Below are 15639 nucleotides of genomic sequence, written 5' to 3' on the forward strand. Positions count from 1 at the left end.
CGGGCAGCCGATTCATCCCCATGCCCGCGCTGTTCGCGCCGCGTGTCGCGGGAAAAGTGGACCATCTGGTCGGCCCGATAATCGCTACGTCCGGTTTCGGCTATCCTCGCGGCAGGTGTGACGTCGTTCACCGGTGAAGGAGTGCGGTTACTGATGTTGAGCACGATGCAGGACGAGCAACTGTCGCTGGCCACTCTGCTGCGATATGCGTCCACGTTCCACGGCGATGCCACGGTGTCGACCTGGACGGGCGACGGGGTTCGGACCATGACCTATCGGGAATTGGGCGCGGAATCGGCGCGGCTGGCCAATGCGCTGCGCGGGCTGGGGATCGACGTGGGCGACCGCGTCGCCACGTTCATGTGGAACAACAACGAACATATGGTCGCCTACGCCGCCGTGCCCGCGATGGGCGCCGTGCTGCACGCGCTGAACCTGCGGCTGTTCCCCGAGCAGGTCACCTACGTGGCCAATCACGCCGAGGATCAGGTCGTGATCGTCGACGGCTCGCTGCTGCCGATGTTCGCCAACTATCTGCCCACGCTGAAGACCGTCCGCCACGTCATCGTGGCCAACGGCAATGCCGCGGATCTGACCGCGCCCGAGGGCGTGCAGGTGCACTCCTACACGGAACTGCTTGCGGGGCAACCCGATACCTACGATTTCCCGGTCGTCGACGAACGCTCCGCGGCCGGCATGTGCTACACCTCCGGCACCACCGGCGACCCCAAGGGCGTGGTGTACTCGCACCGGTCCAATGTCCTGCACGCCATGCAGGTGCTGACCAACGCGAGTATGGGATTCACCTCCTCCGACACCGTGCTGGCCATCGTGCCGCTGTTCCACGCCAACGCCTGGGGTCTGCCGTACGCCGCGATGCTGTCGGGGGCGAGCGTGCTGATGCCCGACCGCTTCCTGCAGCCGGCGCCGCTGCTCGAGATGATGGCCGCGGTGCAGCCGACCTTCGCCGCCGCGGTGCCGACCATCTGGGGTGGCGTGCTGGCGCAGTTGGACGCGAAGCCGCAGGACATCCGGCATCTGCGCGAGGTGGTCGTCGGCGGGTCCGCGCTGCCGCCGTCGATGATGCGGGCCTTCCAGGAAAAGCACGGGGTGCGACTGCTGCACGCCTGGGGAATGACCGAGACCTCGCCGCTGGGCAGCGTCGCGCACCCGCCGAAGGGTGTGACGGGCGAGGACGAATGGGAGTACCGCTACACCCAGGGCCGGTTCCCGGCCCTGGTCCAGGCGCGCCTGGTGGGCGACGACGGCTCGGTGCTGCCCAACGACGGCGAGGCCGTGGGCGAACTCGAGGTGCGCGGCCCGTGGATCGCCGGGGCCTATTACTCACCGGAGCGCGCGTCCGTCGACCCCGACAAATTCGACGACGGCTGGCTGCGCACCGGCGACGTCGGCAAGATCACGCCCAACGGCTATCTCACCCTGGTGGACCGGTCCAAGGATGTGATCAAGTCCGGCGGCGAATGGATCTCCTCGGTGGATCTGGAGAACGCGATCATGGGTCATCCGGCCGTCGCGGAGGCCTCGGTGATCGGGGTACCGGACGAGAAGTGGGACGAGCGGCCGCTGGTCGCCATCGTCCTCAAGGAGGGCACGAGCGCCGAACCGGCCGAGCTGCGGGATTTCCTGGCGGACAAATTCGCCAAGTGGCAGCTGCCCGAGCACTGGACCTTCATCGACGAGGTGCCCAAGACGAGCGTCGGAAAATTCGACAAGAAGCGGTTGCGGGCGCGCTACGCCGACGGCGAATTGAGCGTCACGACGCTGTGACATTGAGCGTCCCGATGCTGTGACATTGAGCGTCCCGACGCTGTGACACAGAGCGTCCCGACGCTCTGAACGATCCCGCAGCCGCGGCCGGAACATCCGGCCGCGGCTGCGGCGTGAGCGGGGCCGGTGGTGCCCGCCTGTGCCGGTCGGCGGGGGATCACCGAACCTGTTGGCGCTATGTCAACAAGGTGTCGTAGGCTGAGCACCGACGTCCGGTGGGCGTCCGATCACGTGCAGAAAGGGTTGGCGATGACCGAGACGAGCAGCGCCGAGACGAACAACGACACCCCCGCGTTCGCGGATGTGGTGAACGGCGCGCTGGAGTTCACCATCCCGATCGCGCACAAGATGGGTGTAAAGGCGCTCGAGGTGCGGCCCGGATTCGCGGCCACCACCGTGCCGATCGAGGGCAACGGCAACCACTTCGGCGTCATGTACGCCGGCGTGCTGTTCACCGTCGCGGAGATTCTCGGCGGTGCGATTCCGATCGCCACCTTCGACAACGCCAAGTACTACCCGCTGGTGAAGGACCTGCAGATCTTCTTCCGCAAGCCGGCGAAAACCGATGTGCGCGCCGAGGCTTCGCTGTCGGAGGAGGAGATCGCGCGGGTGATCGCCGACGCCGAGGCCAACGGTAAGGCCGATTTCATCCTCGAGGCCACGGTGACCGACGCCGACGGCGTGGTCGTCGCCGAGACCCGCGGGCTCTACCAGTTGCGCGCACACGGAAAGTAGGAAGTCCGGCAGGAGCGACTCCGCCCGCACGGCTGCGGTCGACCGATCGTGCGCGGCGGGGTTACGGTGAGGGCGCGTACCGTCGAAGGGGCGGTGTTGTATGCGCCCGACAGGGGAGCCCGCGTGGCCACGCAGCCGTAGCCTCCTCGCGGACCTCCGGCTCCACCGGGCGGGGACAGAGAGGTCCGGGGTCATGGGCGTGCACCGCCATCCGATGCGAGACAGTCGGCGCGGCAGGGGGATTCGAGCATGACGGTGAATCTGTTACGCACGGTGATCGCACGGGCATGGTCCGAGCTGGATTATCTGCGGCTGGCAGTCGGCAGCGGCGTGGTCGGCATCGACTCGCCGTTGACGTTGCTGTCCGCGGGCGACGCGCTACTGCGTCACGGTGCGCTGCCCGCGCTGCTGCGGCTCGCCGCCGGCCGCTACGGCGATCGCGCCGCCGTGATCGACGACCTCGGCACGCTGAGCTATCGGGAACTCGACGACCGCTCCAACCGGCTGGCCAACGAATGGCGCAAGCGCGGATTGCGCACCGGCGAGGGCGTGGCGATTCTGGCCCGCAATCACCGCGGGCTGCTCGACGCGGTCTTCGCCGCGGCCAAATGCGGGGCCAGGATCATCCTGCTGAACACCGACTTCGCCGGGCCGCAACTACGCGATGTGACCGCCCGGGAGGGGGCGGATCTGCTGGTGTACGACGAGGAGTACGAATCCATCCTCGGCGATCTGAGCCCCGAGCGAGGAGCGTATCGGGCCTGGTCGCAGACGGGGCACACCTCCAGCCTGGAATCGCTGATCACCGCCGGCTCGCCCGCCACGCCCCCGTTCTCGCGCTCCGGCGCCAAGATCATCCTGCTGACCAGCGGCACCACCGGCACACCCAAGGGCGCGCCGCGGTCGGAGCCGCGTTCGCTGGAACCGCTGGGCGCGATTCTCAGCAAGGTGCCGTTCCGGACCCGCGAGGTGACCGAATGCCCGGCGCCGCTGTTCCACACCCTCGGCTTCGCGATGTCGTTGCTGGCCATCGGTTTCGGCTCGACACTGGTGATCCGGCGGCGATTCGATCCGCAGCGGGTGATCGACAGCATGGCCGAACATTACGCGACCGCGCTGATCGTGGTGCCGGTGATGCTCGCGCGCATGGTCGAACTGGGGCCTGAGGCGGTGAGCGAGCGGGATCTGTCGGCGCTGCGCATCGTTTTCGTCGCCGGATCGCAGTTGGGCGCCGAGTTGTGCCGGCGGGTGACCGCCACCTTCGGGCCGGTCGTCTACAACCTGTACGGATCCACCGAGGTCGCTTACGCCACCGTCGCCACGCCGGAGGATCTGGCGGAGGAACCGGGATGTGTGGGCTCACCGGTGGCGGGCGCGGTGGTCGAGATCCTCGACGGGCAGGGCGAGCCGGTGCCGCCGGGGACCACCGGGCGGATCTTCGTCCGCAATGCGATTCCCTTCGACGGCTATACCGGTGGCGGCGGCAAGGAGCAGATCCGCGGGCTGATGTCCACCGGTGATGTCGGTCATTTCGATTTCGCCGGAAGGCTTTTCATCGACGGCCGCGACGACGACATGATCGTCTCGGGCGGGGAGAACGTGTTCCCGGCCGAGGTCGAGGAATTGCTCGACGCGCATCCGGACGTGCGAGAGGCGGCCGTCATAGGCGTGCCCGACGACGAATACGGCGCCCGGCTGGTCGCTTTCGTCGTCCGCACCACCGAAACCCTCGGCGCGGAGGAGATCAAAGCGCATGTGAAGTCGAACCTGGCGCGCTACAAGGTCCCTCGCGAGGTGGTGTTCATCAACGAGCTGCCGCGCAACCCCACCGGAAAGGTCCTCAAGCGCCTGCTGCGGGAATGGGGAGCAGGCGGCGAAGCGTAACGCCGGTTCCGGCGCCGGACGGACCGGCGCCGGAACCGTACGGGTCAGCAGTTACGCAGTTCCGGGCTCTGATTGAGCAGTTGAGCGCGGGTGGAGATGAAGGTCGAGTAGGTGTCGCCGCCGACGGCGGACAGCGGGAAGGCCGCCACCCGATGGCAGTTCTGGAAGGCCAGCTTGATGCCGAAATGCCGCTCCAGGCTGCCACGAATCGAATCCGACGCCATCGCGCGCAGCAGTTGGCCGCGGGCTGTCTCGTCCGGCGGGGGTACCTGGTTGTCCGCGAATTCTGCTGTGCCGGAACGCAAGTCGGCGGCCACTCGGCTGACGACCTCGTAGGCGTACGGCAGTGAGGTGCGAACGCATTCGACGAATTCCTCGTCGCTGACCGGACCGCTTTCGGCGCGTTCGAGCAGTGCGGCTGGGACATCCAATGACATGACGCTCTCCTCGTGGGATGGCGGGTGATGTCCCACGAGTCTAAACGAAAAACGTTGTCAACAAGACGGGAATGGCCGCGAAAGTGCCGATTGCAGAGCGGCTTTCGTTTCCTCGGTGAGCTTGCGTACCAGGTCGGCGGCCGGAACGGCCTCCGCGAGGGTATGTGCCTGCCCGGCCCACAGATTCACCGCGTCGGGGTTGTCGGCGGCGCGGGCCTCGGCTCGCAACGGTCCGGTGGCGTAATGGATTTCGGGGTAGGCCGCGGGCGCGTCGGGGTTGTCGAGCATGAATTGATTGCGCAGGCCGCGGGCTCGGCGGCCGCTGAAGGCGCGGGTGAGCATGGTCGGGGTCTCGATCTCCAGCGCATCGCGGTGCAGTGCCGAGGTGCCCGCCTCCGGACACCGGAGGAATGCCGTGCCCAGTTGTGCGGCCGCTGCGCCGGCGGCGAGGACCGCGGCGATGCCCGCGCCGGTGGCGATGCCGCCCGCCGCGACCACCGGCGTCTCGACCGCTGCGCGCACCAGCTGCACCAATGCCAGGGTGGTGAGCGGATCGGCGCCGTCCTCCTCGGGCCGGTCGGCGAAACCGCCCCGATGTCCGCCGCCCTCCGCGCCCTGGGCGATGAGGACGTCGGCACCCGTCTCGGCCGCGACCCGGGCCTCCGGCACCGAGGTCACCGTGACCCACACCTCGGATCCGGCGCGATGCAGGCGCTCGATCTCGGCCTCCGAGGGGCAGCCGAAGGTACACGAGACCACTGCCACCGGCTCGGCTGTGAGAAGGTCGAGCTTCTCGTCCCAGGCGTCGGCGTCGAAACGTGCCTCGCCGAGCGGGAAGCGGCGGCTCAGCCGGTCGAGGTAGGCCGCGAAGTGTTCCGGCGGCGTGGGCGCGCCCGGAACGAACAGGTTCACGCCGAAGGGCGTCTCGGTGAGCTCGCGCAGCGCCGCGATGCGCGCGGCGGTATCGGCGGCACTCAGATATCCGGCGGCGAGGAATCCCAGGCCGCCCGCATCGCCGACAGCGGCGGCGAGTTCCGGGGTGGACGGGCCGCCGGCCATCGGCGCCAGCACGATCGGGGTGCGCACGTTGTCGAGGATCACCTCCTCAGTCTGAACCCGGCCGTGGTCCTCGGTAACGGCGCCCACGGCACCAAGATCAGCCTTCCACCTGCGAATTCCTCCGAGGAGGTTGCGAAAAGGTCACGACGGAGTACAGTTTCCGTCACAACAGATGCCGAATCGTTACCGAATGCGAGGTTTCGACCCGGCGCCGCCACCGAGTTGATCGACGCTAGGACGAGCCTTGCCGCAGCACCGTGAGACATCCAGTTCCGTATCCGTTCAGGACCTCCTCGGTGACATCTACGCCGGTGACGGCGCTGCCGAGCGTCCCACCCGCCACCGCGCCCAGCCGCGCACGGGCGACCGGATGAAGCTCGCCGCCAGCGCCGCCGTCGCGACCGGCGCGCTGATCGGCACCGCCACTCAGTTCGCGCACGCCGCGCCGCTGCTGCCCGGGGGCCACAACGACACTCCCGAGCCGGTCGCACTGAAGTCGGCCTCCGAACCCGCGCACGAGGCCGAACAGCAGGCCACGCCCGTCGCGGCCCCGGTCGTCGCCGAGACGCCGGCCGCGCCGCAGGCCCAGCCGGTGGCCGCGCCCGCGCCGTTCGGTCTGCAGAATCTGCCGCCGGAGGTCGCCGGTCCGCTCTCGCATGCCGAAGAGGTGCTGAAGGGTATTCAGCAGCAGCTCGCACCGGCCCAGGCCGTGCGACCGGTGGCCGGGGTCGTCAGTTCCGGCTTCGGATCCCGCTGGGGTGCCATGCACTACGGTGTCGACTTCGCCGACGCGATCGGTACTCCTATTCATTCGGTGGAGAACGGCACGGTGATCGATGCCGGTCCCGCCTCGGGCTTCGGGCTGTGGGTCCGGGTGAAGCAGGACGACGGCACCACCGCGGTGTACGGCCACGTCAACGACATCCTCACCCACGTCGGCCAGCGGGTGAACGCCGGCGACGTGATCGCCACCGTCGGCAACCGCGGCAACTCCACCGGCCCGCACCTGCATCTGGAGATCTGGGATCCCAGCGACGTCAAGATCGATCCCGCTCCCTATCTGGCGAGCAAGGGCGTCGTCCTGTCCCAGCAGTCGTGGGGGGCGGGCGAATAGCGCCCGCGCTGTCGTCGGCCGCCCGGCTCGGCCGGCCGCGGGGGGTTGATGCATTGACTGGTTTGTACGAGCTGTTCGACTCCGGATCCGTGCACGGCCGCACCTATACGGCTCTGGTGCAGCATCCGCGGTCCAGCCTGTCGGAGCTGGCGCAATATCTGGAGTGCTCCCGCGAGTCCGTCGCGGCGGCCCTGGACGAACTCTGTGAGATGCAGGCCGTGGTCCGCATCGAAATCGGTGACTCCGTCCGCTGGGACGCGCATGCCCCCGAGGCCCTGTCGGAAGCCGAATCCCGCCGCCGCCAAGCCGAAACCACGCGCATGCACGAGGCCGCGGCCCGGCTGGGCGAGACCTTCCGCTCGGTGCGCCGCACCACCCGCGGCGACGGCACCGTCGTGCCGATGTACGAGGCCCGCGAGGTGGTCGCCGAATTCGAGGATCTGCAGCGTGCCGCGCGCAGCCGGATCCGGATGATCGACCGGGGTCCGTATCTGTGCGAGGGTGAACGCGCCGCACGGCTGTTCGATCTGCGCTCGGCGCGGATGTCGGCGGGCGTGCGCTACCAGACGCTCTATCAGGACACCATTTATCAGGATCCCGATCGGCTGCGCTTCGCGCTGCAGGCCAATACCGCCGGGGCGCAGGCGCGCACGTTGCCCGATCCGCCCTTCAAGGTGATCATCGCCGACGACGATCGCGCGGCGCTGATGCTGCACCACGACGAACGCCGCGGCGATCCGATGGGGCTGCGCATCGCGGCCTGCCCGACGCTGGACGCGATCGTGCACACCTTCGAGGTGTTGTGGTCGCTGGCCGCGCCGATCTCGGTGAATCCGGACCAGCCGCTGGACGAACGCGACCGGGCCATTCTGACCCTCATGGGCCTGGGCGCGACGGACGACACCATCGCCCGGCGGCTGGGCATGTCCCGGCGCACGGTGGTGCGGCGGACCGCGAGCCTGCTGGAGCGACTGGGTGCCAGCACCCGGTTCCAGGCCGGCGTGCAGGCGATCCGCCGCGGCTGGCTGTGACAAGCTGGGGACCTACTGTGACCAGTGCCACGGAAGTCGACACGAAGCGCAACATCGAGGCACCCTGGCAGCGATGAGTACTAGGAGTACCGGCGGGTCACCAGTTCGATCCGGCGCATCACGCCGTGCTCGCCATACTTATATGATTGCTCGGACCGCGCGAGGGGGTGTTCGACCGTGCGGACCTGCTGGACGCGAGAGGTGAAGACACTCGAATGGATACTGCCCGCCGTTCCGCTCGTGGAGGTCGTCGCCGCAGGTCGGGCAGCCCCCTTTTCGGCCAGCTGCTGACCGCTGCGGTCGAATCCGCCGCCGATGCGGTGGCGATCCGGTTCGCGCCGACCGATGATCCGGCCGACGCTCGGCAGCTGACCTATCGAGAGCTCGACGAGGGATCGTCGCGCCTGGCCCGGGAACTCATCTCCCGCGGCATCGGCGCCGGCGACGTGGTGGCTATCGGCATCGCCCGCTCGATCGAATCCGTCCTCGCGGTCTGGGCGGTCGCCAAGGCTGGCGCGGCCTACGTTCCGGTCGACCCGGCCTATCCGCCCGAGCGCATCGCGCATATCGTCGCCGACTCCGGCGCGGTACTCGGCCTGACCACCGGAGCCCATCGCCGGGCGCTGGGGACGGGTGTGTACTGGCTCGAACTCGACGATCCGGTCGTCTCGGAGCGAATCGGCGCGCGCCCCGCCCATCCGATCTCCTACACCGACCGGGTCCGCCCGCTCACCGAGGATCACCCGGCCTACGTGATCTACACCTCGGGCTCCACCGGTCGTCCCAAGGGCGTCGTGGTGACCCATGCCGGACTCGGCGGTCTGGTCGCGGCCGAGCGCGAGCACTACGGCGTGACCGAGGATTCCCGTGTCCTGCACGTCTGTTCGCCGAACTTCGACGTCTCCGTCCTGGAACTACTGTTGGCCTTCTCGTCGGGTGCGACCCTGGTGGTCTCGCCGCCGGAGGTGTTCGGCGGTTTCGAGCTGGCCGATCTGCTGCGCCGCGAACAGGTTTCGCACATGCTGATCACCCCCGGCGCGCTGGAGTCGGTCGACCCGGCCGGACTGCCCGACCTCGAGGCCGTCGTCGTGGCCGGCGACAAGTTCGGCCCGGAGCTGGTGGGCCGCTGGGCGCGCGACGGGCGGCGCTTCTACAACGGCTACGGCCCGACCGAGGCGACGATCCTCGCCACCTCCAGCGCGGAAATGATTGCCGGCGAGCCGATCACGATCGGCACCCCGATCGCCGGCGTCGGCGCGTTCGTGCTGGATTCGCGGCTGCGACCGGTGCCCGCCGGGGTGGTCGGCGAGCTGTATCTGGCGGGTCCGGCGCTGGCACAGGGATATCTGGGCCGCCCGGGGCTCACCGCGGAACGGTTCGTGGCCAGTCCCTTCGGCGCCGAAACCGGCAGGCCCGGCGCCCGGCTGTACCGCACCGGCGACCTGGTGCGCCGCAACGAGTCCGACGGCACCGTCGAATATCTGGGCCGCTCCGATTTCCAGGTCAAGATCCGCGGCTTCCGCATCGAACTGGGCGAGATCGACAACGCGCTGACCGCGCATCCGGATATCGATTTCGCCGCCACCATCGGCCGCACGCTGCCCTCCGGCGCGACGGCGCTGGTGTCGTACGTGTTGCCGCGTCCCGGTGCGGCGCTCGATATCGCGACCCTCGACGATTTCCTGGCGGCCTCGTTGCCCGCCTACATGATTCCCGCGGCGATCATGCCGCTGGAGGAGATTCCGCTGACCCCGGTCGGCAAACTCGACCGCGCCCGGCTGCCGGAACCGACCTTCGCCGCCCGCGAATTCCGCGCTCCCGCCACCCCGGTGGAGGAGATCGTCGCCGAGGTGTTCGCGGCTCTGCTCGTTCCCGGCGAGGGCGACAATCCCGGCCGGGTCGGCGCCGACGACGACTTCTTCGAACTCGGCGGCAACTCCCTGCTGGCCGCGCAGGCGGCGGCCCGGATCGGCTCCGCCCTGGGCGCCCGGGTGCCGGTGCAGCTGTTGTTCGAGGCATCGACCGTGGCCGCACTGGCCGAACAGGTGGAACGGCACGCCGGAACCGACACCGGCGAGCGGTTGCGGCCGATGCCGCGGCCCGAACGCATCCCGCTGTCCTATGCGCAGCAGCGGATGTGGTTCCTCAACCGCTTCGACCCGGCGGGCGCGGTCAACAACATCCCGGTCGCGGTGCGGCTGAGCGGACGCCTCGACGTGGACGCGCTGCGGTCCGCGGTGCGCGATCTGGTGGAGCGCCACGAAGTGCTGCGCACCATCTATCCGGAACTCGACGGCGAGGGCTACCAGCGGGTGCTGCCCGTCTCGGATCCCCGGGCGATCCCCGAGATTCCCCTGGTCGAAGCCCGCGAGGACGACGTGGCCGCCCTGGTCGCCGAAACCGTCTCGGGCGGCTTCGATGTGACGGCCGCGCCGCCGGTGCGCCTGCGGGTGCTGCGCGCGAGCGAGACCGAACACGTCCTGGTGTGCGTGGTGCACCACATCGCCGGTGACGGTTTCTCGATGGCCCCGCTGACCCGCGATCTGATGACCGCCTACCTCGATCGCGTGCGCGGCGGTCATCCGGAATGGACGCCGCTCGCCGTCCAGTACGCCGATTACGCCCTGTGGCAACGGGAAACGCTGGGCAGCGAGGACGATCCGGAGTCGGTGCTCGCCGCGCAGATCGACTTCTGGCGGCGCGAACTCGCCGCGCTGCCCGAACAGCTGGACCTGCCGGCCGACCGGCCGCGTCCGGCGGTCGCGTCCTATCGCGGCGCCACGCTCGACTTCGAGATCGCCCCGGACGTGCACGCGACGCTGAACCGCCTTGCGCACCAACATCATTCGACGTTGTTCATGGTGGTGCACGCCGCGCTCGCGGTGCTGCTGGCCCGGCTGTCGGGCACCCGCGACATCGCGATCGGCACCCCGGTCGCCGGGCGCGGTGAGGCGGCGCTGGACGAGCTGATCGGCATGTTCGTCAACACCCTGGTGCTGCGCACCGAGATCGACCCGGCGCGCACTTTCGAACAGGTACTGGCCGACGTCCGCGGCACCGACGTCGCGGCGTTCGGCCACGCCGATGTGCCGTTCGAGCGGCTGGTCGAGATCCTGGATCCGGCGCGTTCAGCCGGGCGGCATCCGCTGTTCCAGGTGATGCTGACCTTCCAGAATCTGGCCCGCACCGAATTGGAGCTGCCCGGGCTGGCGGTTTCCGGTGTCGACCTCGACATCGAGCTGGCCAAGTTCGATCTGCAGCTGGCGATGGCCGAGCGGATCGACGCACATGGTGTGCCGCAGGGTATTTCGGCCGCCTTCAGCTACGCCACCGACCTGTTCGACGAGGCGACGGTGCGCGATTTCACCGATCGGTTCACGCGCATCCTGAATGCCGTCGCCGCCGCCGCCGCGGCCGTGGTGGGCGATATCGATGTGCTGGCCCCCGGCGAGCGCGAACTCGTTCTGCACGAATGGAATTCACCCGGCGCGCCGGTGCCGCCGGTGACCCTGGTGGATCTGATCACCGCGCAGGTCCGGCGCCGGCCGGGTGCGGTGGCGGTCCGCTTCGGTGACACCACGCTCACCTTCGGTGATCTGCACCAGCGCGCGAGCCAGGTGGCCCGGGCGCTGATCGCCCAGGGCGTCGGTCCGGAATCGCTGGTGGCCGTGGCGGTGCCGCGCACCGAGGAACTGCCGGTCGCGCTGCTCGGCGTGCTGCTCGCCGGTGCCGCCTATCTGCCCATCGACACCGGTTATCCGGTGCAGCGGCTGGAATTCATGCTCGGCGACGCCGCGCCGGCATGTGTGCTCACGACCGCCGAGCTGCGGGAGGCGGTGCCCGCCGCCGGCCTGGCGACGGTGCTGCTGGAGGAGACCGGCAACTTCGCCGGCGGTCCGATCACCGACGCCGAGCGGCTCGCTCCGTTGCGACCGGCGGATCTGGCCTACGTCATCTACACCTCGGGCTCCACCGGTGTGCCCAAGGGAGTGGGCGTCACCCACCGCAACGTGCTGGAACTGTTCGCCAACACCCAGCTGCTGTTCGACTTCGACGAAACCGACGTGTGGACGCTGTTCCACTCCTTCGCCTTCGACTTCTCGGTCTGGGAACTGTGGTGTTCGCTGGCCAACGGCGGTGCGGTCGTGGTGGTCGATCACCTGACCTCGCGATCGCCGGAGCTGTTCCGCGAGTTGCTGATTCGCGAACAGGTCACCGTGCTGAACCAGACGCCCTCGGCGTTCTATCAGCTCGCCGAGGCCGACCGCGCGGCGCACAGCCACACCGGTGACGCCGCGGTGACGGTCGCGGCCAAATTCGCGTTGCGCTACATCGTCTTCGGCGGTGAGGCGCTGGATCTGCGGCAGCTCGCGCGCTGGTACGAGCGGCACGGCTCCACCACCCCGCAGCTGGTGAACATGTACGGCATCACCGAGACGACCGTGCACGTGTCGTTCCTGGCGCTGGACGAGGGTCTGGCCGACCATCCGGCCAGCGTCATCGGCCGGGCGCTGCCGGGCCTCGAGACCTATGTGCTCGACGACCGGCTGCATCCGTCGCCGGTCGGCGTGGCCGGTGAGATGTACATTGCCGGACAACAACTGTCGCGCGGCTATCTCGGCCGTCCGGGCTTGACCGCGGCGCGGTTCGTGGCCAATCCGCACGGTGCGCCCGGTTCCCGGATGTACCGCTCCGGCGATATCGGCCGCTGGGCCGGCTTCGACGGCGAGGCTGCGCTGGAATACGCCGGACGCAGCGATCAGCAGGTGCAACTGCGCGGCTTCCGCATCGAACTCGGCGAAATCGAGGCCGCGCTGCTGCGCTGCACCGGTGTCGCGCAGGCGGTGGCGATGGTCCGCGCCGCAGAGCACTCCGGTGAGCGGCTGGTGGGTTACGTTGTGCCCGAGGCTGGTTCGTCGCTCGATCCGCTCGCGCTGCGCGCCGAGGTCGGCGCCTTCCTGACCGGCTACATGGTGCCCGACGTCGTGGTCGTGCTCGACGCGCTGCCGCTGACGCCGAACGGCAAACTCGATCGTCGTGCCTTGCCCGAACCGGCGATCGTCAGCGCGGCCGCCTTCCGGGCGCCGAGTACGCCGATCGAACAGGCCGTCGCCGACGTGTTCGCCGATCTGCTCGGTGTCGCCGGTGCGGAGACGACCGGTGTCGGCCTCGACGACGACTTCTTCGCCCTCGGCGGCAATTCGCTGCTCGCGACCCGTGCGGTGGCTCGCATCAACGAGGCGCTCGACGCGAACCTCGTGGTCCGGGAGCTGTTCGAGGCCTCGAGCGTGGCAGCGCTCGCGGCGCGGATCGTGCCCGGTGCGGCCGCCGGTGCGGTGCGCCCGCGCCTCGAGCCGGCCGCGCGCGGCGAGCGGATTCCGCTGTCGCCGGCCCAGCAGCGGATGTGGGTGATCAACCAGCTCGATCCGCAATCGCCGGCCTACAACATTCCGCTGGCGATCCGGCTCACCGGCGATCTCGATGTGGACGCGTTGCGCCAGGCGGTCGCCGATGTCGTGGAGCGGCACGAGGTGCTGCGCACCCGCTATCCCGCCGGTGGGCCGGGCGGGCTGCCGTATCAGGAGATCCTCTCGGTCCGCGAGGCGCTGCCGGAGGGCCTGCCGGTCGAGGCCACCGCCGAGCCGATCGACCGCATCGCCGCGCTCATGGAGACCGGATTCGATGTGACCCAACAGGTTCCGGTGCGCGCCCTGCTGCTGCGCAGCGGGTCCGACCAGGTGCTGGCGCTGGTGATCCACCACATCGCCGGCGACGGTTCCTCGATGGCCCCGCTGGCCCGCGATCTGATGACCGCCTATGTGGCCCGCACCGGCGGCCGCGAACCGGGCTGGGCGCCACTGGAAGTGCAGTACGCCGATTTCGCGATCTGGCAGCGCCGGGCCATCGGTACCGACGACGATCCGGATTCGGTGGCGGCGAAGCAGCTCGCCTACTGGCGGGATCGGCTCGCCGGAGTGTCCGGTTCGCCGCTGCTGGCGCCCGATCATCCGCGCCCGGCCGTGCCGTCGATGCGTGGCGAATCGATCGGTTTCGCGATCCCGGCCGCGGTGCACGAGGGCCTGGTCCGGATTGCGCGCGAACACAATTCGTCGCTGTTCATGGTGGTGCACGCCGCGCTCGCGGTGCTGCTGGCCCGGCAGTCCGGTACCGCCGATGTTGTGGTCGGCACGCCGATCGCGGGCCGCGGCGAGCGCGCACTCGACGATCTGGTCGGCATGTTCGTCAACACGTTGACGCTGCGCACCGGTGTCGACACCACCGACACCTTCGACGCGCTGGTGGAAACCGCCCGCGACACCGATCTGGCGGCCTTCGCGAACTCCGATATCCCGTTCGAACGGGTCGCCGAGGTGGTGGCTCCGGGACGCGGTGGTGCGCAGAGCCTGTTCACGGTGGTGCTGTCGTTCCAGAACACGCAGCAGCCGTCGCTGGAACTGCCGGGCCTGTCCATCGCCGCACTCGACACCGATGCCGTGGCGGCGAAGTTCGATCTGCAGGTCACGGTCGAGCCGCGCCACGAATCCGACGGCTCACCGGCGGAACTGGTCACGGTCTTCACCTACGCGCGCGAACTGTTCGATCCCGCGACGATGCGCACCCTGGGTGATCGGTTCGAACGCATCCTCGCGGCGGTGGCCGCCGACCCGCAGATCCTGCTCGGCGCGATCGACCTGCACGACGAGTCGGAGGTTGTGGTCGAGGCGGCCCGCACCGAACCGGCCGAGACCGGCTCCACCGTCGGCACCGCGCTGGCGCAGGCGCTGGCCGCCGCCGTCGAGGACGACCCCGAGGGGCCCGCGCTGGCCTGGGGCGAGGAGGCGGTCTCGTATCAGGAGCTCGACGCCCGCTCCTCCCGGCTGGCCCGGGCCCTCATCGGTCGCGGCTGCGGTCCCGGTAGCGGGGTCGCGGTGCGGCTCGAGCGCGGTATCGAGTCGGCGGTCGCGGCCTGGGCGGTGCTCAAGGCCGGTGCCGCACTGGTCCCGGTCGTCGACGGCGGCGAACTGCCGTCGGAGCTGGAGATCAAGACCGGCGTCACCGTGGCCGCGGCCCGGCCGAAGGCGGGGCCGAACGGTATCGACTGGCTGGTCCTCGACGATGCGGCGGTCGCCGCCGAGATCGCGGGTGAATCGGCGCGGCCGGTGACCTACGCCAACCGCACCCGGGCGCTGCGCGGCGCCGATCCGGCCTTCGTCGGCGCGGAGGGCACCCACAGTTACGACGCGCTGGCCGCCGCGGTCGACCGGTTGCGGGCCCGCACCGAGCTGGACTTCGAATCTCGCACCTTCCGGCAGGGCCGGGCCGACGGGGTCGCCGCACTGCTCGAGGTGGTCGGCGCGGGGACGACCGGTGCGTCGATGGTGTTGCCGGTCGAGGTCGGCACCGACGGGCTCGCCGACGAATGGGTCACCCACCTGTTCACCGATCGCGCCGGTCTGGACCGGCTGGATCCGGAACCGCTGGAAGACCTGCGGGCCGTGGTGCTCGAGGACGGGCCGGCGCCGGCGGCCTTCGGTTCCGCCGGGCTGGTACTGCTGCCGGACAATGTGCTTCGCTGAGCAACCGGTGGCAC

At 69.6% G+C, this 15639-nt stretch carries 8 protein-coding genes; 6 read left to right on the forward strand and 2 right to left on the reverse strand.

Going from position 1 to position 15639, the window contains the following annotated elements; all coding sequences use genetic code 11:
• Positions 1–153 precede the first annotated feature (153 nt).
• The 3 genes from IG65_RS0103410 to IG65_RS0103420 all read left to right on the forward strand — a co-directional run bounded on the left by IG65_RS0103410 (position 154) and on the right by IG65_RS0103420 (position 4407).
• A complete protein-coding gene (locus IG65_RS0103410; RefSeq protein ID WP_030513334.1) occupies positions 154–1788 on the forward strand; it encodes a long-chain fatty acid--CoA ligase in 1635 nt (544 codons plus the stop codon).
• Between the two features lie 249 nt (positions 1789–2037).
• Complete coding sequence (locus IG65_RS0103415) at positions 2038–2523, forward strand: PaaI family thioesterase (RefSeq protein WP_030513335.1); 486 nt, start codon at positions 2038–2040, stop codon at positions 2521–2523.
• A 249-nt stretch (positions 2524–2772) separates the two neighbouring features.
• Positions 2773–4407 carry an acyl-CoA synthetase gene (locus tag IG65_RS0103420; RefSeq protein WP_030513336.1) on the forward strand — a complete coding sequence of 545 codons (1635 nt, stop codon included), beginning with the start codon at positions 2773–2775 and terminating at the stop codon, positions 4405–4407.
• Between the two features lie 44 nt (positions 4408–4451).
• On the opposite strand, the gene IG65_RS0103425 is transcribed toward IG65_RS0103420, so the two are convergent.
• Both IG65_RS0103425 and IG65_RS0103430 read right to left on the reverse strand, forming a co-directional pair.
• The gene (locus tag IG65_RS0103425; protein ID WP_030513337.1) at positions 4452–4844 is read right to left on the reverse strand and encodes an SCO5389 family protein; all 393 of its coding nucleotides are present in this window, start codon (positions 4842–4844) and stop codon (positions 4452–4454) included.
• Positions 4845–4901: 57 nt separating this feature from the next.
• Complete coding sequence (locus IG65_RS0103430) at positions 4902–5945, reverse strand: nitronate monooxygenase (RefSeq protein ID WP_030513338.1); 1044 nt, start codon at positions 5943–5945, stop codon at positions 4902–4904.
• A gap of 202 nt (positions 5946–6147) precedes the next feature.
• Here IG65_RS0103430 and IG65_RS0103435 point away from each other — a divergent pair, with 202 nt between their 5' ends.
• The 3 genes from IG65_RS0103435 to IG65_RS0103445 all read left to right on the forward strand — a co-directional run bounded on the left by IG65_RS0103435 (position 6148) and on the right by IG65_RS0103445 (position 15625).
• Positions 6148–7017, forward strand: a complete 870-nt coding sequence (locus IG65_RS0103435) for a M23 family metallopeptidase (RefSeq protein ID WP_030513339.1) — start codon at positions 6148–6150, stop codon at positions 7015–7017.
• Between the two features lie 53 nt (positions 7018–7070).
• Positions 7071–8048, forward strand: a complete 978-nt coding sequence (locus tag IG65_RS0103440; RefSeq protein WP_030513340.1) for a LuxR C-terminal-related transcriptional regulator — start codon at positions 7071–7073, stop codon at positions 8046–8048.
• 215 nt (positions 8049–8263) lie between these two features.
• The gene (locus IG65_RS0103445; RefSeq protein WP_030513341.1) at positions 8264–15625 is read left to right on the forward strand and encodes a non-ribosomal peptide synthetase; all 7362 of its coding nucleotides are present in this window, start codon (positions 8264–8266) and stop codon (positions 15623–15625) included.
• Positions 15626–15639: the final 14 nt, after the last annotated feature.

It is taken from the genome of Nocardia sp. NRRL WC-3656 (assembly GCF_000720265.1).
Lineage (GTDB): Bacteria > Actinomycetota > Actinomycetes > Mycobacteriales > Mycobacteriaceae > Nocardia > Nocardia nova.